The sequence below is a fragment of the Rossellomorea pakistanensis genome (assembly GCF_016908495.1).
Lineage (GTDB): Bacteria > Bacillota > Bacilli > Bacillales > Bacillaceae_B > Rossellomorea > Rossellomorea pakistanensis.
This window is the reverse complement of the sequence record NZ_JAFBDZ010000001.1, coordinates 878,985-900,419: the sequence shown is the minus strand read 5'-3', so window position 1 is coordinate 900,419 and position 21,435 is coordinate 878,985. Positions and strand designations below refer to the sequence as shown.

The 21,435-nt window shown below is 35.3% G+C and carries 23 protein-coding genes and 1 riboswitch; of the genes, 19 read left to right on the top strand and 4 right to left on the bottom strand.

Annotation, left to right across the window (positions count from 1 at the left end; all coding sequences use genetic code 11):
- Positions 1–59: 59 nt before the first annotated feature.
- The 6 genes from JOC86_RS04495 to JOC86_RS04470 all read left to right on the top strand — a co-directional run bounded on the left by JOC86_RS04495 (position 60) and on the right by JOC86_RS04470 (position 7,482).
- On the top strand, positions 60–776 hold the full coding sequence (locus JOC86_RS04495) for a response regulator transcription factor (protein ID WP_205168559.1): 717 nt from the start codon (positions 60–62) through the stop codon (positions 774–776).
- Positions 773–2,548: an ATP-binding protein gene (locus JOC86_RS04490; protein WP_205168558.1), complete on the top strand. Its 1,776-nt coding sequence runs from the start codon at positions 773–775 to the stop codon at positions 2,546–2,548. The genes JOC86_RS04495 and JOC86_RS04490 overlap by 4 nt, the downstream gene beginning before the upstream one ends.
- Positions 2,549–3,421: 873 nt before the next feature.
- Positions 3,422–3,976 carry an RNA polymerase sigma factor SigX gene (sigX, locus tag JOC86_RS04485; RefSeq protein ID WP_239587377.1) on the top strand — a complete coding sequence of 185 codons (555 nt, stop codon included), beginning with the start codon at positions 3,422–3,424 and terminating at the stop codon, positions 3,974–3,976.
- Positions 3,948–5,159 carry a hypothetical protein gene (locus JOC86_RS04480; protein WP_205168556.1) on the top strand — a complete coding sequence of 404 codons (1,212 nt, stop codon included), beginning with the start codon at positions 3,948–3,950 and terminating at the stop codon, positions 5,157–5,159. The genes sigX and JOC86_RS04480 overlap by 29 nt, the downstream gene beginning before the upstream one ends.
- Positions 5,160–5,677: 518 nt before the next feature.
- Positions 5,678–6,415 carry a peptidoglycan DD-metalloendopeptidase family protein gene (locus JOC86_RS04475; RefSeq protein WP_205168555.1) on the top strand — a complete coding sequence of 246 codons (738 nt, stop codon included), beginning with the start codon at positions 5,678–5,680 and terminating at the stop codon, positions 6,413–6,415.
- 100 nt (positions 6,416–6,515) lie between these two features.
- Positions 6,516–6,652: riboswitch (FMN riboswitch) on the top strand.
- A gap of 260 nt (positions 6,653–6,912) precedes the next feature.
- Complete coding sequence (locus tag JOC86_RS04470; RefSeq protein WP_205168554.1) at positions 6,913–7,482, top strand: ECF transporter S component; 570 nt, start codon at positions 6,913–6,915, stop codon at positions 7,480–7,482.
- Between the two features lie 91 nt (positions 7,483–7,573).
- Here JOC86_RS04470 and JOC86_RS04465 read toward each other — a convergent pair whose 3' ends face one another.
- Complete coding sequence (locus JOC86_RS04465; RefSeq protein ID WP_205168553.1) at positions 7,574–7,822, bottom strand: ferredoxin; 249 nt, start codon at positions 7,820–7,822, stop codon at positions 7,574–7,576.
- A gap of 516 nt (positions 7,823–8,338) precedes the next feature.
- On the opposite strand from JOC86_RS04465, the gene JOC86_RS04460 reads away from it, so the two are divergent.
- The 7 genes from JOC86_RS04460 to JOC86_RS04430 all read left to right on the top strand — a co-directional run bounded on the left by JOC86_RS04460 (position 8,339) and on the right by JOC86_RS04430 (position 14,739).
- Positions 8,339–9,391, top strand: a complete 1,053-nt coding sequence (locus JOC86_RS04460) for a YpbB family protein (RefSeq protein ID WP_205168552.1) — start codon at positions 8,339–8,341, stop codon at positions 9,389–9,391.
- The gene (locus tag JOC86_RS04455) at positions 9,388–10,854 is read left to right on the top strand and encodes a RecQ family ATP-dependent DNA helicase (protein WP_205168551.1); all 1,467 of its coding nucleotides are present in this window, start codon (positions 9,388–9,390) and stop codon (positions 10,852–10,854) included. Before JOC86_RS04460 ends, JOC86_RS04455 begins: the two co-directional genes overlap by 4 nt.
- A 6-nt stretch (positions 10,855–10,860) precedes the next feature.
- Positions 10,861–11,454, top strand: a complete 594-nt coding sequence (locus JOC86_RS04450) for a CPBP family intramembrane glutamic endopeptidase (RefSeq protein ID WP_205168550.1) — start codon at positions 10,861–10,863, stop codon at positions 11,452–11,454.
- Positions 11,451–12,158: a LysM peptidoglycan-binding domain-containing protein gene (locus JOC86_RS04445; protein ID WP_205168549.1), complete on the top strand. Its 708-nt coding sequence runs from the start codon at positions 11,451–11,453 to the stop codon at positions 12,156–12,158. The genes JOC86_RS04450 and JOC86_RS04445 overlap by 4 nt, the downstream gene beginning before the upstream one ends.
- A gap of 244 nt (positions 12,159–12,402) precedes the next feature.
- The gene (locus JOC86_RS04440) at positions 12,403–12,930 is read left to right on the top strand and encodes a phosphatase PAP2 family protein (protein ID WP_205168548.1); all 528 of its coding nucleotides are present in this window, start codon (positions 12,403–12,405) and stop codon (positions 12,928–12,930) included.
- 55 nt (positions 12,931–12,985) lie between these two features.
- On the top strand, positions 12,986–14,131 hold the full coding sequence (locus tag JOC86_RS04435; protein WP_205168547.1) for a glycosyltransferase family 4 protein: 1,146 nt from the start codon (positions 12,986–12,988) through the stop codon (positions 14,129–14,131).
- Positions 14,132–14,283: 152 nt separating this feature from the next.
- Positions 14,284–14,739: a DUF2663 family protein gene (locus tag JOC86_RS04430; RefSeq protein WP_205168546.1), complete on the top strand. Its 456-nt coding sequence runs from the start codon at positions 14,284–14,286 to the stop codon at positions 14,737–14,739.
- An 85-nt stretch (positions 14,740–14,824) separates the two neighbouring features.
- Here JOC86_RS04430 and JOC86_RS04425 read toward each other — a convergent pair whose 3' ends face one another.
- From JOC86_RS04425 to JOC86_RS04415, 3 genes are read right to left on the bottom strand one after another with little or no spacing between them, the layout of a single operon-like run.
- Positions 14,825–15,394, bottom strand: coding sequence for a manganese catalase family protein (locus JOC86_RS04425; RefSeq protein ID WP_205168545.1), 570 nt, complete (start codon positions 15,392–15,394; stop codon positions 14,825–14,827).
- A 21-nt stretch (positions 15,395–15,415) separates the two neighbouring features.
- A complete protein-coding gene (locus tag JOC86_RS04420; protein WP_205168544.1) occupies positions 15,416–15,676 on the bottom strand; it encodes a spore coat protein CotJB in 261 nt (86 codons plus the stop codon).
- The gene (locus JOC86_RS04415) at positions 15,673–15,903 is read right to left on the bottom strand and encodes a spore coat associated protein CotJA (RefSeq protein ID WP_205168543.1); all 231 of its coding nucleotides are present in this window, start codon (positions 15,901–15,903) and stop codon (positions 15,673–15,675) included. The genes JOC86_RS04420 and JOC86_RS04415 overlap by 4 nt, the downstream gene beginning before the upstream one ends.
- A gap of 153 nt (positions 15,904–16,056) precedes the next feature.
- On the opposite strand from JOC86_RS04415, the gene JOC86_RS04410 reads away from it, so the two are divergent.
- From JOC86_RS04410 to JOC86_RS04385, 6 genes are all read left to right on the top strand, one after another.
- Complete coding sequence (locus JOC86_RS04410) at positions 16,057–16,689, top strand: CBS domain-containing protein (RefSeq protein ID WP_205168542.1); 633 nt, start codon at positions 16,057–16,059, stop codon at positions 16,687–16,689.
- Between the two features lie 52 nt (positions 16,690–16,741).
- On the top strand, positions 16,742–17,122 hold the full coding sequence (locus JOC86_RS04405) for a hypothetical protein (protein ID WP_205168541.1): 381 nt from the start codon (positions 16,742–16,744) through the stop codon (positions 17,120–17,122).
- On the top strand, positions 17,119–17,874 hold the full coding sequence (locus tag JOC86_RS04400) for a metallophosphoesterase (protein ID WP_205168540.1): 756 nt from the start codon (positions 17,119–17,121) through the stop codon (positions 17,872–17,874). Before JOC86_RS04405 ends, JOC86_RS04400 begins: the two co-directional genes overlap by 4 nt.
- A gap of 119 nt (positions 17,875–17,993) precedes the next feature.
- Positions 17,994–18,572: an adaptor protein MecA gene (locus JOC86_RS04395; protein WP_205168539.1), complete on the top strand. Its 579-nt coding sequence runs from the start codon at positions 17,994–17,996 to the stop codon at positions 18,570–18,572.
- A gap of 258 nt (positions 18,573–18,830) precedes the next feature.
- Positions 18,831–20,108, top strand: a complete 1,278-nt coding sequence (locus JOC86_RS04390; protein WP_205168538.1) for a Glu/Leu/Phe/Val family dehydrogenase — start codon at positions 18,831–18,833, stop codon at positions 20,106–20,108.
- 314 nt (positions 20,109–20,422) lie between these two features.
- Positions 20,423–21,391, top strand: coding sequence for a YpdA family putative bacillithiol disulfide reductase (locus tag JOC86_RS04385; RefSeq protein WP_205168537.1), 969 nt, complete (start codon positions 20,423–20,425; stop codon positions 21,389–21,391).
- Positions 21,392–21,435 lie beyond the last annotated feature (44 nt).

Here is a 21,435-nt window from a genome sequence, read left to right as displayed (position 1 = left end):
CCCCTTTTTTCTAATAGAATGATATGTGTAAATGAAGAATGAGAAAGGTGGACAATCCTATGGATCAAGAAGTGAAAATTCTTATAGTGGATGATGAAGAAAGAATCCGACGATTATTAAAAATGTATTTGGAAAGAGAAAACTATAGTATTGATGAAGCTGAAGATGGTGAACAAGCGCTTGAACTAGCCCTTAACAACGATTACGAATGTATCCTACTAGATTTAATGATGCCAGGAAAAGATGGAATCGAAGTTTGTAAAGAGCTCCGGGAAAAGAAAGCGACTCCTGTGATCATGTTAACGGCTAAAGGTGAAGAAGCAAATCGGGTTCAAGGGTTTGAAGTTGGAACAGACGACTATATTGTGAAACCGTTTTCGCCTCGCGAAGTAGTTCTAAGAGTTAAAGCTTTACTTCGTCGCTCATCCACAACAAGCTTTCTTAACACAGACTCGAAGGCGAAAGATTTAATCGTATTTCCACATTTGACAATCGATAATGATGCCCATCGGGTGACGGCAGATGGGAAAGAAGTAAATTTAACACCAAAGGAATATGAATTACTGTACTTTCTCGCAAAGGCACCAGATAAAGTATTTGACCGTGAGCACCTGTTAAAGGAAGTATGGCATTATGAATTCTTTGGAGACCTACGAACAGTAGATACTCATGTGAAAAGACTGCGTGAGAAGCTAAACAAGGTATCTGAGAATGCTGCCAAAATGATTGTGACGGTTTGGGGAGTCGGATACAAATTCGAGGTCGCTTCTAAATGAGGCTGTGGAGAAGTGTTGTTGGGAAGCTATGGATGACAATACTTCTTCTTGTTTCTTTTGTATTGTTCATTCTAACCATTTTACTGTTGGAATTTTTCCAGAATTACCATGTGGATGAAGTGAAAGATGAATTAGAGAAGACAGCTACTAAAATTGCAACGGTTATGGAAGGACATGAAGATATAAATCTAGGCCTGGAAATCGCCCGAGAAATTGCTGATGCACCAGTTGGACTAACGATAGTGGCGAACAATGGGGAATATTATTCTGAAGATTCTTCTGCTGATATGCTTAAAGAGGAGATCGAAAGCGATGAAGAATTAAAGAATGTTAGAGAGAAACAAGATTCTGTTTCAAAGGAACTGACCTTAAAAGAGAATACTACGACCTCCAATCGATATGAAAATATTATGGTGATTGGTAAACCAATCACATTTTCAGATGGTGAAAAAGGCGCAGTTTATATTTATCAATCATTAGAAGCCATCAAAAATACGACACACTCAACAACGAACTTAATTTTACTCGCAGCAGGAATCGCTATTATTCTAACGACTATATTTGCATTCTTTCTTTCGACTCGGATTACAGCCCCATTAAGAAAAATGAGAGAAGCAGCCTTTGAGGTAGCTAGAGGGAAATTTGATACGAAAGTACCGATCCTAACAAATGATGAAATTGGAGAGCTTGCAACGGCATTCAATCAAATGGGCAAGCAGCTTATGTTTAATATTAATGCATTAAGTCAAGAAAAAGAGCAGTTATCCAGTATTCTTAGCAGTATGGCTGATGGGGTAATGACATTTAATCGCGATGGAACGATTTTAATTACGAACCCTCCCGCTGAAAGGTTCCTACAGCATTGGTATTACGAGCAAGGTGCAATTAGTAAAGAGCCTGTCCCAACTGCAGTAAAGGAACTATTAGAAGGTGTTATTAATAGTGAATACGAACAAACAGGTGAGATCACTCTCCAAGGAAGATCTTATGTGCTAATTGTAAGTCCCTTATATAACGATAAAAATGTTCGCGGGGCTGTCGTTGTAGTTCGGGATATGACTGAGGAAAGACGGCTGGATAAACTCAGGAAAGACTTTATCGCCAATGTATCACATGAACTCAGGACACCTATTAGTATGCTTCAAGGATATAGTGAAGCGATTGTCGATGACATCGCAGGAACGGAAGAAGAGAAAAAAGAAATTGCAAAAATTATTTATGATGAGTCATTAAGAATGGGACGTCTAGTTAATGACCTATTGGATTTAGCGAGAATGGAAGCAGGACATATTTCATTAAACAAGGAGAATGTCGTCCTTCAAAGCTTTGTTGAAAGAGTTACGAATAAATTTCACGGCATTGCTAAGGACAAAAATATTCAATTAAGTTTTCATCATGAAAGTAATATTGCAGACAAGGTAATAAGGATAGATCCAGATCGTATGGAGCAGGTATTGACAAACTTAATTGATAATGCGTTAAGACATACACCGGAAAAGGGCTTTGTACATGTAAACATTATCCCATTTTCACATTCTTATAGGATTAATATAAGTGATTCAGGATCTGGAATTCCTGAGGAAGATCTTCCATTTGTATTTGAACGTTTTTACAAAGCAGACAAAGCTAGAACAAGAGGGAAATCGGGAACAGGACTTGGCTTAGCTATAGCGAAAAATATTATAGAAGCGCATAAGGGGACGATTTCTGTCCAAAGCAAAATAGATCATGGGACGACATTTTCTATTAAACTCCCTAATGAAACGACATAACGGTATGTTAGAATGTCATGACTATTGAAGATACATGACGATTAATCTTGTTCCATGAGAAACAGAATTCTGACATGGGGCTGTCTGATAAGTCAATTTTTACAATTAGACGGGACATTTTTGATTTTAAACATATTGATTTCTTCTATTGTTAAACTTTCATAGATTTTTTCCCTTTTCGGACTGCCCCATTTTCTACTATGCCACACAATATGTCGTACTACAGACTAACTTTTGATGAAATGTATCACTTATTCTTGTTTTTCCTTAAGCATTCATATGATTATTTTTTCTAGCTCCTTCATGCTTAAGGAGAATCATTATTTTCCTTCTCTTGAATGTCGTCATGCACAACTTTTTCATTTTATGCACAAGAGTTTAGAGGAAATCCACAAGAATCTAATTTTGTGCTCGAAAATGACTAGGAAACGCACGAGATTTCAAATTTATGCACATGCTAATACGCAGGGGAACGATTCAAAAATTACCCCCTTATTAAATTACAAATAAAAACAAAGGGCTGTCTTTAATCAAGGAACAAGCGATCATAACTTCAACAGATAGAAGAAAGTCTCCGGATCATCTTCTATCTACGGGAGAATAGTGCGGTTCTTATTCCCTTTTTAGATAGCCCCGAAAATATTGGTTACACGTTATGACCTGTGAACGATAAAACCTTATGTCTAAGATAAATTCTTAGGAATAAGGTTTTTTGTATTAAAGGGCTAGTCATTAGTCAGAACCAAAAAGTATGATATTTTCTCCTAGATTATGAAATCCTATCTTCCTTTCATTCGATATAAATACTATAGTAGATAGTGTAACTTTTATACAAATAAACCGACAAATATAATGAACGGGGAGGGGAAAAGTTTGGACTCCGTTTTTGAGGAATTATACAATAAGTATCATCATGATGTGTTTCAGTTTCTACTTTATATGGTTAGAAACCGGGAGCAGGCTGAGGATCTTGTCCAGGAAGTCTATATTCGAGTAATGAAATCCTATCAAAATTTTCAAGGGAAAAGTTCTGAGAAAACATGGTTATTTTCGATTGCAAAAAATGTAGCCATTGATTATTTTCGTAAGCAAAAAGGTTGGAAGAATAAAATTCTAGAAAAGTTTGATTGGAATCGTCAGCAAATAAAAGATGAAGCAATTCTTCCTGAAGAAATAGCAGAACAAAATGAGGAAGTACAAGTGCTATATGAATGTCTGGAACATTGTACAACCGATCAAAGATTAGTTATTGTGATGAGATATATTCAAGAACTCTCGATTTCAGAGACCGCAAGTATACTTGGTTGGACGGAAAGCAAAGTGAAAACGACTCAACATCGTGCTGTCAAAGCGTTAAGAGATAAGATGAATAAAAAAATTAGAAAGGAGGAGAGTGAACATGAGTCAATTAAAATGGGAAGATCATGAGATTGAAGAACTATTAAAGAAATTACCCGAAATAAAAGATGGTCGTTCACCTAATGAAGTTTATTACAATGTGCAGAGGAAAATGAACAAACGTCTTTCAGTGAAACCTTGGCTTCCTGTTATTGCCACTATTTCAGCAATCTTGATTCTTGCTTTCATCACTCCTACTTTCATAAACCAATATTCCTCTTCTGAAGATTCGGAAATGGAGAATTCCAATGAAGCCCAAGAATTATATAGTTTTGACAAATCTGTAGAAGAGAAAGTGGAACGTAATGGAAATGTATCTACACAAAATGAATCATCAAATGATGCAGCCATTTCAAAAGAAGGACCAAATCAAAAAATGGAAATGGTACCAGCCACAACAAACAAATTATCAGTGTATGGTGAAGATCTGTCTCATTACGATTCCTTTTATTATCGATTCATCACTACCGATGCTACTACTGTTCCAGTGAGTGTACTTGTGAAAAAGGAGAAAAATGATCAAGGTTGGCTGACACGTTTCAACACCATTTCTAAGGAGATCCCCGAAAAAGAGTGGGGGTTTGAAGACACCTATCCATTAGATGGTGAACTTTCAATCAATCATGAAACATTAGAATACACCATTCCGGAAAAACATCAAATTGATCAAAGTAGTACAACCGAAAATAATTTTATTAAGATTTTCCAATATTCTTTAATTGGTTCAGGTTTTCAAGAAATTGTCCTTAAAACACATGATGGTAAAGTGCCGAAATTTTCACATAGTGGTTCAATTCCTAAAATTGAAGTTGAGGAAACAATGACCAAGAAAGCCTATTATCGATATGAATTATCCAACAACGATTCCTATTTTGTTAAAGGGAATAAAAGCTATGACACGGTTGAAGCAGCATTAAATGCCATGAAGGCAGCCCCTAATAGTATGTATAAATCTATTCTACCAAGTAAAATATCCTTCGATGTGAGCAGAAATGGAACTACTGTAAATATAGCCTTCAAGCATCAGATGAATTTGAACGATTTTAATTCGAAAGAAAGTATGGCGTTAGTAGAGGGGATTCTTTTAACAGCTAGCGAGTTTGGTTATAAAAAAGTTACTTTCGAAAACATTGAACCACCAAAATGGGAAAGTTTTAACTTTACTGAGCCTGTGGAAGTACCAGTTAGTCCAAATAAAAAAATATTACCTTAATTAAAGCTTTCCCACATGGGTTTTGCAACAACTTTGTTTGTTTCCTAACACCATGGCTAAGGGAAAGCCTTTTTTGTATGCGAAATTTTATAATAGCTGTCATTTTAGTCTCATTCACAAAAAAATTGGCTGATGTGTTTATATTTTAGGATAAAAACATAACCTAGCATACATATTATTCTTAAATATACAGAGACTACTGAAAGGAAAAAATGCGAAATACACCCTTTCTATTTTTTATAAAGTTCTATGAAAGGACAAGCTTACATAATTTGTAGCGTCATACCTATTTAAAATTTGTATAGGCAAATACTGTACTGATTCAAAAGTAAACTTCTGTATCCGACATTAGTGTTTGGGTAAGCTCTGTATAGGATAAAATTGCTAGTTTGTCCATTTCTCAGTTTATTGAGGTAATGAAAAAGTCTTTCATCAGGTAGTTTATTTGACGGGTTTAACTAAATAATTCATTGAAGAAAATGTTCGTCAATGAAGTTTTTCTTAATGGGAGGAACAAAATGACAGATTTTTTAAAAAGAATATTAATTGCAGGGGCTTTAGGATTTTGTATAAGTTTAATTATTTTCGGTGGAGTAGCTAGAGCAGAAGAACCTCTACAAATAAGTGATACACTTCATTGGGTGTTTCCAGCCGAAGGAACGATAACAGATTCATTTGGTACAAGAGGAGGACATCATAAAGGAATAGATATTGCTGGTGAAGCTGGTTCACCAATATTTAGTGTTGATAATGGGACTGTTAGTAAATCATATTATTCTTCCACTTATGGACATGTAGTATTTGTCAAACATGAAAGCGGATTTGAGACCGTTTATGCCCATCTAGATAAGCGTTTAGTAAGGGAAGGGGAAAGTGTTGAAAAGGCACAGGTCGTGGGTGAAATGGGGAATACGGGCCGTTCTACGGGTACCCATCTTCATTTTGAAATTCATCAAGGGAAATGGAATCTAAAAAAGGAATTGGCCATTGACCCTTATATAGTTTTTGGGAATGGAGAGGTGGGACAAAGTGTATTTGCAAAAGTACATGATCCATATCAAGTTGTAGAAGTATCGAAGGAAATGGTCGGCAAACGAGGATTCATACAACATGCAATAAAAAGTGGTGAAACACTTTGGTCGATTTCTCACACGTATAAAGTTACAGTAGGTGAAATCAAGCGTTTAAATGGGTTACATACTACAACAATCGTAACAGGAGATTCCTTAAAGATTCCGACAAATGAGAGTCATTAATATAATTTTTTTCTTGCAAAGGAATTTCATCTTGAATTCGAAATATTTTTCTTCACATAAGTTTCTTTTTTTTGTATAATAATCATGTAAAAAAATAAAGATTTGTCTTCGGGGCAGGGTGCAATTCCCGACCGGCGGTAATGAATGATCATGTTCTAAGCCCGCGAGCCTGTTTCTTGGGCAGGATTTGGTGAGATTCCAAAGCCGACAGTACAGTCTGGATGGGAGAAGATGAAGGTTGAGCCAGCGTTCAAGAAATATGCATTTGAACGTTTATTCGGGTATGCCTTTAAGTTCTCCTAAGGTTATTCTTAGGAGATTTTTTAGGATGAAAAAGAAAGTCTAAATATGGGGTTGTTATGGATAAAATCGTTTATCTATGTTAAGCTCCAGCGCCAAGCAAAGCCATGGTGCTATATAAGGGCTTCCACTTTTCTTTATTCGATGGCAAGACCTTTCTTCTTACGTGAGATAAATCACAAAAAGGAGAGAGGAACATGAAGAAATTGAATACTCGCGTGTTTGTCACAATTGGGATGCTAAGTGCATTATCGTATGTACTATTGCTATTAAATTTCCCTCTACCACCGTTTCCAAGCTTTTTAATGGTGGACTTCAGTGATATTCCTGCATTGATAGCAGCGATAGCATTTGGACCTATTGCAGGAATTTTGGTGGAGTTGTTTAAAAATGTATTGGATTATTTTATGACCGGTAGCGATACTGGAGTTCCTATTGGCCATACAGCCAATTTTCTAGCAGGTATATTATTTGTCCTGCCGACCTATTATATCTATAGACATTTTGAGTCTAAAAAAGGTCTATTAATAGGCTTGGTTGTGGGAACTTTCATTATGTCTATCATAATGAGTGTGTTAAATTATTTTGTTTTCCTACCTGCTTATAAATATTTCATGAATTTTAACCTACCTAGTGAGATTATCGTTACGGGAATTCTGCCATTTAATATTCTGAAAGGTATCATGATCACCATTCTATTTACTTTATTATTCACGAAAATGAAATCATGGTTTACAAAACAATTAACATATAAGAGAGCAGCTTAATTAAAAAAGCGGTTGGATTAAAATCCAACCGCTTTTTTATCTTGGTAATAGTTCCTTTGTCATTGATACATTTCGTTTTTATATTATATGGCTATTCAAATTTTAGTGCATCGCCATCGAATGGCTCATCGGCCACTTTAATAGAATCAGTTGGACAGCCTTCAAATGCATCCACCATATCATCTTCAAGAACATCAGGAACTTCTACTGTTCCTGAATTATCATCTAGGGTTACAAATGCAATTCCTTCGTCATCATAGTCGTAAATATCTGGAGCCGCTGCACCACAAGCTCCACATGCGATACATGTGTCTTTATCTACAATCGTATACTTTGGCAATGAAAAAACCTCCCGGAGAATTATCTATATAATTTAACATTATACATTTTTTAAAAGAAATGCTACAAAAAGAATTCATAGTTTTTATTCTAATAGGGAACCCTAAACTTTTCAACATAAGAAAACGTTTTCATGTAATTTTTACAAAATTATCTATTATCAATGGTATTGAAAAGCCAGATCCCTCAAAAAAAGAAAGCTCTATAAATCCTGAAGTTATGGTGAAAGTTTTTCTGTATCTTATTACTTGGACTTCCTCTACCTATATGGTGTCCAGCTCAGCACCTAGTCCCTCGAGTCATAAGCCAAGCCGCATAGAAAGGGAAAAGGCACCCTTTCTATGTCCCTCATTTTATGCTTGTCGGCCAGACAAAGGCGCTTACGCTTTCCTAGTGTCCAGCTCCTCTTTTTAACTATACCCTTTCAATTATGAAAGAAACCGCCTCAATCTTTGATTTTCATGGTACAATATTTGACAATAGAAGTTTATTGTCGATTAAAAGGAGAATGTATCGAATGTCCTACCTTCAGGCGATTATTTTATTCTGCTTGAAACAAATGAAAGGGGAAAGAACGGAGTATGCTGTGTACCATCTTTTAAAAGGAAAAAAATCTTCACAAACCATTCAAGATGGACATTTGTATCAAGTTTCCGAGTTCTTTAATAGTTACCCTAAGCTGGATAGAAAACAATTTGATCATCACATTCAAGCGCTAAAAGATAAGGGCTTCCTTGGACATCAAAATAATCATTATTACATTAGCCATGAAGGCAAGGATGAACTTGAGAATTTTTTTACAGACCATCCATTCCCAAGTTCACTTAACGGATGGAAAGTGGGGGATTCAAGTTTAATTTGGTGGAAGAGATTGTCTCTACTAGTCCAAGTTCTCTCGCATTATTCTCGCAAGGAGCTAAAGTATTATCCAGTTCAAAGAGAACAAGAAATTCAAGAATGGATAAAGATGTTTTTGCGAAAAAACAAAGAAAATATTAATGATTTAAATCGTATCCTCTTTGACGAACTTATTAAACTGCTTTCAAATGAAGACTTTCCTGATCATCCCGTTCTCTTTACTAATATGTTAACTGGTGGAGAGCAGATTGGCCTTACCACATTGCAAGCAGCAGAGAAATTAAAAATAGACCCTGATGAATTTCGATATAGGTATTTGAACGTATTGCATTATATAGTCATTGAAGTATTAGAAAACAATGGGTACTTTCCCCTGCTTTATTCATTACTAAAACAAGAAAACCAAGCGCAAATTTTAACCCATTCGACCAAAGAAACCTACAGGCTTTTAACTAGGGGGATGGAAATGGACGTCATCGCTAAGGTTAGAAAACTTAAAAAAAGCACCATTGAAGATCATCTTGTTGAAATTGCATTGGCAGATCCAACGTTTTCTATTGACAACTATGTTCATCCAGAAGCCCAAAAATGTGTCATTGAGGTTACACAAATAATAAACCAGAAGAAATTAAAGCTCATTAAAGAAAAAATTCCGCTATTGTCTTATTTTCAAATTCGATTAGTTCTTGCGAAATTTGGTGATCAAGTATGAATTTATTAAAGGATTTAAAAGAACGCTTTGGGTATACCCATTTTAGAATAGGTCAGCGAGATGTGATTGAGTCTGTATTAAACGGGAATGATACCATAGCTATGCTGCCAACTGGCACAGGTAAATCATTGTGTTATCAATTAGCGGGTTACCGAATGGATGGACATGTATTAATCGTGTCTCCCTTGCTTTCTTTAATGCAAGATCAGGTTGAACAAATGAAGGTGATGGGGGAGAAGAGAGTCATTGCTCTTAATTCCTTCCTGTCATTTTCTGAACGAAAAAAGATATTAAGGAAATTAACCCAATTTAAATTTATTTTCATCTCACCTGAAATGGTCATGAACCCTACTATTCTGGAAAAATTAACAGTATTGGATATCTCTCTTTATGTCATTGATGAAGCTCATTGTATTTCACAATGGGGCCCCGATTTTAGACCAGACTATATGAAGCTTGGGACCATAAGAAAAAAATTCAATCAACCAATCGTTTTAGCCTTAACCGCTACAGCAACAGAATATGTGAGAAGTGATATTAAAAAGACATTAAATATTCACGCCGCTAAAGAATATGTTTATTCAATCGATCGCCCAAATATTGGATTAATGGTCAAGGAAGTTCAAAACCACGAAGATAAAATGCTAAATTTATTGGAGATAGTTAAAAAGCTAAAGAAGCCAGGAATTATTTACTTTTCCAGCAAACGACTAGCAGAGGAAACATCAGAGTGGCTAAAAGACCAGGGACTTACAAAAACAGCCTATTATCATGGAGGAATGGATCAAGAACAAAGAATATTGATTCAACAACAATTTTTATACAATAAATTAAATGTAATTTGTGCAACAAGTGCTTTTGGAATGGGGATTAATAAGGAAAATGTACGATTTGTGATACACTTTCATATGCCAACAAGTATTGAGTCCTATCTACAGGAGATTGGAAGAGCTGGAAGGGATGGTATGATGAGTTTAGCACTCCTTTTATACTGTAAAAGGGATGAGCAGCTACCACTTCAAATTGTAGAAAATGAACTGCCATCAAACATTCAGATTGAGGAATATTTAAAGCTTATAATGGGAGATAAGAGAAAAACAAAAGATTCATTAGAATTAACAGATATTCAAGAAAGATTTATTAACTACTATCATGATTATTTCATTAACAGGGGAACGAATGATATACTATCAATTTCACAAAAGATCATCAATATTCGAGACGGAAGAACTAATTACAAAAAAGAAAAAATAGTTGAATTTTTATTATGGATAACGGGACAAGGGTGTAAACGAAGTAGGCTTGTTTCCCTTTTTGATGAAAGCAAGTCAGAAACGATACCAAATTGTTGTGATTGGTGTGGGCTGACCTTTGAACAATATGAATCAAAGGAAGATACTAATTTATACGAGGAAGATACATCTTGGCAAGAACAACTAAAAAAGATTTTATTACCAGTGTGAAAACAAATGAAAAATAATCAGGCCGAAATAATAAAAAAGATATCGGATCGAGAATTAAGCTTTCATTTGTATGCTACTCAAGTTGTACTACTAACGATTTCATTCCTTTTGGGTATATTTCTATTTGAAGACATGGACACATTTACTAACCAATTCAATTTAAATTTCCGTACTGCTTTAATTGGTCTTGGCTTTGGCCTAATTGTCGTGATTCTTGATATCATTTTAATGAAAAAGCTACCTGAAAATCTTTATGATGATGGTGGCATTAATCAAAGAATCTTTTCAAGAAGAAATCCGGGAGAAATAGCATTACTTTCACTTCTAATCGCATTAAGTGAAGAGATCTTATTTCGAGGGATTATCCAATTCCACTTTGGATTCTTAATTGCAAGCGTAATCTTTGCAATCGTCCATATTCGATATTGGAGGAATGGATTCCTAATAATAAATATTGTTGTATTAAGTTTATTGATCGGGTTTGTATATGAGTGGACAAGCAGTCTATCTGCGACGATAATCATGCATTTTACCATTGATTTTCTATTAGGGTGCCATATTCGAATTCAATCTGTTAAAAAAAGTAGGGATGGTTCATGAAAAGAGATCCATATCGTGATCAAGCGGAAAAATTAAGACAAAGAATTGAAAGAGTTCCAAGAGATGAACAACAGGTGGAAAAACAGTCATTACCGCCTCGTGGAGAACTTCATAGAGAAAAAAAACAGAAAACGAAATATAAAGTCAAATATCCATTAATACGACTATTATTAGTATTTTTTATCTTACTGCCTCTTACGTTCTTTGCTATATACACTTATATTAATAAATCGGGATTGCCACTTATAGAGAAAAAGAATAACAATGAAGAAGTTATTCTTCAGGAGAGGGAAGATTCATCAGGTACTGGTAATGAGGCAATCCGTGTTGGTGAAGAAGAAGCAGAAGAGAAAAGCCTTAAGATAACCACTGAAGAAAAACAAGATGATAGTGGTGAGGTTAGTAAGGTCAGCCCTTCAAAAGAAACAAAGAGCAAGGCGGTTCAAATGGTTTCAAAGAAAGAATCTAAACCTAAGCGGGACCCAGAGAAAGACCCGGAATCTAAACCAGAAACAGAAAGTAGTGCTTCTCAAGAAGGTTCAGAGGATACGATTGTCTATCATACTGTTAAAACTAATGAGACTCTATTTAGTATCGCCATGAGATACTACCATTCACAAAATGGAATCAACATCATTAAACAATCTAACGGAATTAGTGGAAATGAAATTCATTTAGGCCAGGTATTAAAAATTCCGTTATAAAACTAAGTTTTAATACGAAGGTGACCCAAAAAGGTCGGAATGCCTCACTCTTTTGAGATATAGAATAAATCCATTTGGTTTTATTACTTATCTTGAAATGGCGAATTTCTGACACTTTGTTCTGGGTCGCCTTTCTTCATTTTTATGTAATATTTTTTTATGAAATATTTACATTGTCTTACAAATACACTTACATTAGTTCCATAAAATAGAAGTATATAGGAAATTCGAAAGGAGTATAATTATGGAACGAATGAGGAATCAGTTCGCAAAGTATGACCAAACTCTTTTTTATAAGTTTAACGGCTTACAAGAACTAATGATTACTTTTTTCCGAGGGATTACTCACCTTGGAGGAGCAAGATTTACGATTTCAGCATTACTATTCATTTTCTTTATTGGTCAATCTTCTTCAACCTTAAGAGTAACCGCAATCCTTTCCATTTCTTCCTTAACCGTTAGTCATCTTCTTGTCCAAGGAGTAAAACGGTTTGTACGTAGGATCAGGCCCTATCTAGTATTACCTGATGTAATCGTTTATGGCCATCCATTTAAAGATCATTCATTCCCATCTGGCCATTCAACTGCTGCATTTGCAATAACGACACCCTTTATGATTCAGTATCCATTTTTAATCATGATTTTATTGCCGCTATCATCATTAATTGCCATTTCTAGAGTGGTTCTGGGAGTACATTATCCTTCTGATGTCATAGTGGGATCATTATTAGGAATCGTTACCTCGGTTATTTTCTATCTTTTTGCATATTAATTAATAAGCAATCCATTTCATAAAGATGGCAATTAATAAAAGGGGGCAAGTCTTTATGCGAATAGCAATCTTTAGTGATACGTATTTTCCACAAGTCAATGGTGTTGCACGTACATTGAAAAAACTTAGTGACCATCTGAATAAGAGAGGTATTGAGCATGAACTCTTCGTTCCGGAAATAGAAAACAGTCCCAATTACCCGAATGTTCATCAATTCAGTAGCTTTCCTTTTATTTTTTATCCTGAATGTAGAACAGCCATTGCCAATCCTAAAACGGTCGAAAAAAGACTAAGGGGTTTTGCCCCAGATCTTATTCATATTGCAACCCCCCTTACAATGGGGTTGTATGGACTCCACGTTTCCAAGAAATTAGGAGTACCAGCTGTTGCGTCCTATCACACTCATTTTGACCGCTATTTAGATTATTATAAAATGTCATTCATCTCACCTGTACTATGGCGGTATATGAAATGGTTCCATGCTCCAGTTCATAAAATCTTTGTTCCATCTTTAGAGACAAAAGATCATTTAATTGCACATGGGTTTGAAAATGTAACAGTTTGGAGCCGAGGTGTAGATTGTCAATTTTTTCATCCTCTTAAAAGAACAAGTTCACTCAAAGAAAAGTATCATATCAAGGAAAAATATGTATTTCTTTACGCTGGAAGAATAGCACCAGAAAAAGATTTGCAAACACTGGTAAATACGATTAACCAACTTTCTCCTGAAACCAAAAAGCAAATCCATTGGCTTATTGTCGGAAGTGGACCAGGGTTATCCGAATTAAAGCAAAAGCTTCAAAATGAAAACGTTACATTTACTGGGTATTTAAAAGGGAATGATTTAGCAGAAGCTTATGCATCTTCAGACGTGTTCTTCTTCCCATCTCCAACTGAAACGTTCGGGAATGTTGTATTAGAAGCTTTCGCATCGGGAATTCCTGCCATTGTCTCTAACAAAGGCGGGGTCACAAGTATAGTGGAAAACAATAGATCAGGTGTAATTTGTGAATCTCAAAATACCGAACAATTTGTAGCAGCAGTTGAAAGGGTCATTGGGGATCATAGCTTTTATTTACACCTCAAGAGCAATGCGAGAAAATATGCGGAAAAACAATCATGGGAAGAAATAATGGATCATCTACTTTCCGATTATATGGAGGTTATTGTTTCCAATGCAGAATTTCCAAAAGCATTATAGTGGGGATAATAAAGGCTGACAATAGGAGTCAGTCTTTTTTATCAAGTACTGACGTAACCTCACCCTTTAATAGAGGCTATTTTCTAAATGACTGCTGTTTTTCATTCTATTATGTAGGACAGGCTCATACAATGATAAGGGGAGGGAGCCAAATGAACTCAAAAATTATTATGTTAGAGAGCTGGACAGATCAAGCGACTAAGCAAATGCTACATAATTTAATTGGGAGAAAACAAAAATTTGACAGTTTCAAAAAGAAACATTTGATATTATTGTGGACTTCAGTGTTTATTTCCTTTTTATTTATGTACTACCTATCAAAGGTATTGTTCAACCCTTACTCATTTTCCTTTGAAGCACTGGTCTCTGCTTTTGTATCCTCTTCATTATTTATTAATCTCTCTCTTCTATGTATTGGACTTTTTGGAGCTACAAAGGTTCTTTACACTAAAAAAGAAAAAGCAGAAAAAGAATATCATGAACTAAGATGTGAAATTATCGATCGAAGTAAGGACCTTTGGAAAGACGAGGCATGGAAAAAAAGACATAAAGTCTATGAGCTTATGAAAAGTGAATGGGATATTAATCTCTATCATGAGAGCAAATAAAAAAAAGGGGGATGAAAAATCATCAATCATCCGATCCCCTTATTTTGACGTTTATAAAAAGTAATTTGAAAGACGACCCTGCTTACTAAAAGATTTTTTGCTTATCTCTTTCCTCTTTTAATATCTCTACAGCTTCTCGAAAACGTTGTGAATGAATGATTTCCCTTTCACGTAAATATCGAAGGCCATCATTTAAGTCTGGATCATCACTCATATTGATAATCCATTGATACGTTGCTCTTGCTTTTTCTTCTGCTGCTATGTCCTCATATAAGTCAGCTATGGGATCTCCTTTTGCCTGAATATAGGTTGCGGTCCAAGGGGAACCTGCCGCGTTTTCATAATACAAGGCATTATCGTGGTTTGCATAATGAGCGCCGAGACCAGCCGCTTTCATTTCCTCAGGGGTGGCGTCTTTTGTAAGCTTGTAAATCATCGTCGCAATCATCTCTAAATGAGCAAATTCTTCCGTTCCTATATCTGTCAATAAACCGATCACCTTATCTGGAATCGTATATCTTTGATTTAAATATCGGAGAGCTGCTGCTAATTCGCCATCAGCACCCCCATACTGCTCAATCAAAAACTTTGCTAATGTTGGATTACACGTGCTTACTCTTACTGGATATTGAAGCTTTTTTTCATATACCCACATGTAATATGACCTCCTTCTTTGCTAAACTTGCCACGGCCATGGTGCATCTTTCCAATCCCACGGATAATTTGAGTAACTATAACCGAAATGTGTTAGTGGACCAAACTGCTTTTCAAACTGTTTTTTTACAGACTTCCTCTTTTTAACAAATTGGTTATATTGTTCAATGGCCTCATAATCATCTGGATGGGTATCCAAATAAAGAGTTAAATCACAAATAACAAAATCAACTACTTGAAGTTCTTCAAGAAGTTCATAGTACTCCTTTGGCATTTGGGTCATTCGTCATCTCCTCCCTTATTTGATTCATAAGGGCTGTAGTAAGGGTCATAGAACACCTTCCAAAGTGTCCCTGCTCTCAAAGCCTCTTTTGGACTAAATTGTGGAAGTCCAGGTGGCTGAAATCCTAAATATAAGTTTGGCGGAGTAGAGTATGTTTTAACTCTAATTGGTTTACATGGATCAAAAGGACTGACGTAGGGTTGATAGCTTTTGTAATGGCTACTCATTCAGTACCCTCCTAAAAGATGTATTCTTACTAATCATATGGGCCATGATGTAATATAATTCACATAATAGGCTATTAAAAAGAGGATTTAATGATTTTTTATTGAAATATTTAAATATAATGATAATTTTAAAAATTCAGCGAGGTGATGAAGATGTTCGTTAAAAGTGCAATGATTCCTAAGCATAAATGCTTTGTTGTGCAAGAAGGCGATAGTGTGGAGAAAGCGTTGAAAGTTCTAGAAGAACATAGTATCGATGGTGTCCCTGTATTATCCGATGACAAATACTTAGGGGTCGTTACGAGACATCATATTTATAAAAAATATTTTCACTCTAATCTGGACAAAGATTCATTTGTGAAGGAAACAAAGGTTGAGGATATTGCTCTATATAATGAAAAGCTCTTAGTTGGCGATGAGATTTTTGAGAAAACATTATTAGAATTAAAAGACTTTCCTATTCTTTCAGTCGTTAATGAAGATAATCTTTTTATGGGTATCGTCACTAGGTACGATATTGTTGCACAATTTCAAAGTGCTTTTGGAATGAATCAGGAAGGTGTTCGGATATCGTTTACTTCTGTAGAGACAGAAGGACGTATTGCTCGTTTGGGAGATATTATTCAACAATATCACGAATCGGTGATTTCTCTTGTTACATTCGATGAATCAGATAAGCTTCTTCGTAGAATAGTGATGAAAATAGAGAAAAAAGACAATATAGATAAATTTATTAAAAAACTAGAAAAATCAGGTTTCAGAGTTCTCCATATTCAAGAAGATTAAAAGTTCAGTATGAATTCGAATCCTTCTCATAAAATTTATGGGAGGGATTTTTTTGATTAAGGATCTAATGAAAGTCACGATGATGTTTCTTGCAGGATATTTATTTATCGCATGGACCCCAAGTGTGTTAACAAATCCATCTGACATGATTGCCCAATTAGTGATCGAACCATTTCAATTTTTTGCTGCATCTATTGCATTTATTAGCGGACTTTTGCTAAATGCAAGTTTGACTCAGAAAAGTATTTTATTGGTGTTAAAAATTTTTAGAAGGAAAATAAATATCGAATTCATTATTGTTCCATTACATATTTTAAGCTTCTATATTCTCAGTTTATTTGGATTTTGGAAAACGATTATCTATTTCGGACTTGGAATTATTTATGGTATGATTTCAGGAGATTTTAGGACGCGAAAGAGGAGGGCAACATGACTGGATTATTCGTTTCATTCGGTATATTTTGTGTTCTACTCTTTTTATACATGTTGAGTCAAGCATTTCAAAATGTGTTAAGTGAGAAAACGATAAAATTTAATGATTTTCCAAAAGAAGTTACCCAATTAAAAATCTTTTTTATAACAGATATCCATAGACGGAAGGTCTCAACTGAAATTGTTAATAAAGTAATAAATAGAGTCGACCTGGTCATTATTGGCGGGGATCTGACGGAAAAGGGAGTTCCTTTCGAAAGAGTAGAAAAAAATATTCAGAAGTTAATAAGAATTGCTCCAATCTATTTTGTATGGGGTAATAATGATCATGAAGTAGATCATCAAAAGTTTGTAACGTTACTAGAAAAATATGATGTGAGGATACTGGAGAATGATTCAGTCAAGCTTACAAAAGGAATTACATTGGCAGGAATCGATGATGTAAGTTTAGAAAGAGACTCATTAGAAGATGCATTATCGAGTGAAGCAGAAGACCAATTCACTATCCTCTTAAGCCACAACCCTAGTATTGTCCAACAAATGAATAACACTCATAATGTCCCATTAGTCTTAAGTGGCCATACTCATGGAGGGCAAATTAGAATTCTTGGGTGGGGCTTATATAAAAAAGGTGGCATTGAAGAATTTCCCTACACTACGTTAGTTGTAAGTAATGGATATGGTACAACAGCATTACCACTTAGGTTAGGTGCAAGGGCAGAAACGCATTTATTAACCTTAACAAGAAAGTAATAGAAATGGGGATCCATGGTTCAAGGAAATTAGAATAATCTTTGAGCCGGAAAGATGAACCAACATAATCCTCTCACATAGTATGATCATAACTAGTCATACTCGAGGGGGCTTAGTTCATGAAGGTTGAGCGACTTTCTGCGAATAAAGTAAAGTTTTCTATTACGATAGATGAGCTTGAGGATAAAGGTTTATTAGATAATGATCAATGGAGAGAATCACTCATTTGGCATGATTTATTCGAAGAAATGCTTGATGAGATTCAAGACCTATATGGATTGGATTCGACATCGGCTGTAACGGTGGAAATTCACTCGTTAAATTCGAATGAGATGACATTAATCGTTACATTGGATATAGAGGATCTTTATGAAGATGATTATGTAACAGTAATTGAAAAGAAAACACCGATTCATCAGTATATATTTGAATTTGATTCGATAGAAGATGTTATCTCTCTTTCTCATCGTATGAAACACATAGAAGACCAAGGGGTAACGTCTCTTTATTATAAAGAAGGACACTATTACTTAATATTCCATAATTGGGACTCTAAGCTCCATCCAGTTGTAGGAGCTCTTGGATGTGAATACGGTCGCATCTCTTGTGAAACCGTGTATGTTTTGGAGGAATATGGTAAGGTCATTCTTAAGAATTATGCCCTAAAAAAAATCACTTCGTTTTTCTCAATCGAATAAAAAATACTAAGTGTTTCACTCAAAAGAATTATACAAATGAGGGTCTGACTGATTACTTGGTCATTCTCATTTTTTTTTGGTTTTTTCAGAATTTACTATCAGTGAAAGAGCGCAAATACGTTGATGGTAACGTTTTCAATAACAGCTGAATTATTTTATATTTTAATCTTTGCAAGCATGTTCCAAAGGTGTATACTATGTCTGAAAGGCGGACAAACTTTCCGTCCATTAGCAAAAATACTGGGAGGTTTACTTAAAATGGTAGCCGAGAAAGGTACAGTTAGTACAACAAATGAAGATAAACATGATGTTTTGCAATCCACACAAACCGTTATACATCATGCACTTGAAAAACTAGGATATCCCGATGAAGTATTCGAGTTATTAAAAGAACCTGTTAGATTACTAACAGTAAAAATACCAGTTCGTATGGATGATGGAACAGTTAAAGTCTTCACTGGCTACCGAGCCCAACATAATGATGCAGTAGGTCCAACTAAGGGAGGAATTCGCTTCCATCCAAATGTTACAGAAAAAGAAGTGAAAGCCCTTTCAATTTGGATGAGTTTAAAATGTGGAATTGTTGATTTACCTTATGGTGGAGGAAAAGGCGGTATAATATGTGACCCTAGAGATATGTCCTTTAGAGAACTTGAACGATTAAGTCGGGGTTATGTACGTGCGATTAGTCAAATCGTTGGTCCTACCAAGGATATTCCAGCACCAGATGTATTCACTAATTCTCAAATCATGGCTTGGATGATGGATGAATATAGTCGTATTGATGAGTTTAATTCACCTGGATTTATTACTGGAAAACCTATTGTTTTAGGGGGGTCTCATGGAAGAGAAACCGCTACGGCAAAAGGGGTAACCATTTGTATTAGAGAAGCAGCAAAGAAAAAAGGAATCAACATTGAAGGAGCACGTGTCGTCGTTCAAGGGTTTGGGAATGCAGGGAGCTTTTTAGCTAAATTTATGCACGATGCCGGTGCAAAAGTGATTGGTATTTCAGATGCATATGGTGGATTACATGATCCTGCTGGATTAGATATTGATTATTTATTGGATCGTCGTGACAGCTTTGGAACCGTGACGAAATTATTTAAAAATACAATTTCAAATAAAGAATTATTAGAGCTTGATTGTGATATATTAGTGCCTGCAGCGATTGAAAATCAAATTACTGAAGAAAATGCACATAATATTCGCGCGAGTATTGTAGTGGAAGCGGCAAATGGTCCGACTACTCTTGAAGCAACAAAAATATTAACTGAAAGAGATATCTTATTAGTTCCAGATGTTCTTGCCTCTTCTGGTGGTGTGACTGTATCCTATTTCGAGTGGGTACAAAATAACCAAGGTTATTATTGGTCAGAAGAAGAAGTGGAAGAAAAATTAGAGAAAATCCTAGTGAACTCTTTTGAAAATATCTATACAACGGCTCAATCAAGACGAGTAGATATGAGGTTAGCAGCTTATATGGTTGGGGTAAGAAAGATGGCTGAAGCATGTCGCTTCAGAGGCTGGATTTAATACCCTTTGTATAAAGTGCTAAATTTTAATACAAATTTTTTGCATGCAAATAAGAAATCTCCTATCATTAATAGATGGGAGTTTTTTTATTAGGATAAAAACAGTAAATCTTTCAATCATATAAATATAATGGATGTTCTTGAATTTTATTTTTTTAAAGTGCTTATAAAAGAATATGAATCAATATCATCGAGCCAAGCTCCTTTTACTGAGTTTAGAAACAAATGGGAGTCAAAAGTTAACGTAGATTCAACAAAGTTAATCGAAACAGAATAGTAAAAGATTTAATGGGTTGATATAGAGGAGTGACACACATGCGAAAGGAACAATGTATCATTGTGGGCGGAGGTCCTTGTGGTTTATCGGCTGCTATCGCTTTAAAAGAAATAGGGATAGAACCGCTAATCATTGAAAAGGGGAATATTGTGAATGCGATTTACAACTATCCCACACACCAAACGTTTTTCAGTTCAAGTGAGAAATTAGCAATTGGAAATGTTCCGTTTATTATTGAAGGACATAAACCGAAACGAAATCAGGCTTTGACCTATTATCGAGAGGTAGCAAAGCTAAAAGATATAAGAATGAATCGCTTTGAAAAAGTGTTAAAAGTATCTAAAAGTGAAAATGGATCCTTTCATGTGGTCACTTCAAAAATGGAATACAATGCTAAATATACGATCATTGCCACTGGTTATTATGATAACCCCAATTACATGGGTATACCTGGAGAGAAGCTAGATAAAGTATTTCACTATTTCAAAGAGGCACATCCCTTCTTTGATACTGATGTCGTAGTCATTGGTGGAAAAAATTCTTCAGTAGACGCTGCGATAGAATTAAATAAAGCAGGAGCAAGAGTTACGGTTCTTTATAGAAAAAATGAGTACTCTAAAAGTGTAAAGCCATGGATATTACCAGAATTTGATGCTTTAGTCCGTAGCGGAAGTATACAAATGGAGTTCAATGCAATTGTAAAAGAATTTACAAAAGAACTTGTAACGTATGAGGTTAATGGAGAAACTAAAGAAATAAAAAATGATTTTGTGTTTGCCATGACAGGTTACCATCCAGATCACCATTTTCTTGAAAAAATGGGTATCGAAATCGATGGTGAGACAGGCAGACCACAATTTGACGAAGATACGATGGAAACAAATGTAAGTGGGATTTTTATTGCCGGCGTGATTGCAGCTGGAAATAATGCAAATGAAATTTTTATTGAAAACGGAAGATTTCACGGCGGGAAAATTGCTAAAGCGATAATCAATAGAAAAAGCTGAAGGGTAGAATCCTTCAGCTTTTTCAATTAGGTAAATACTTGAGA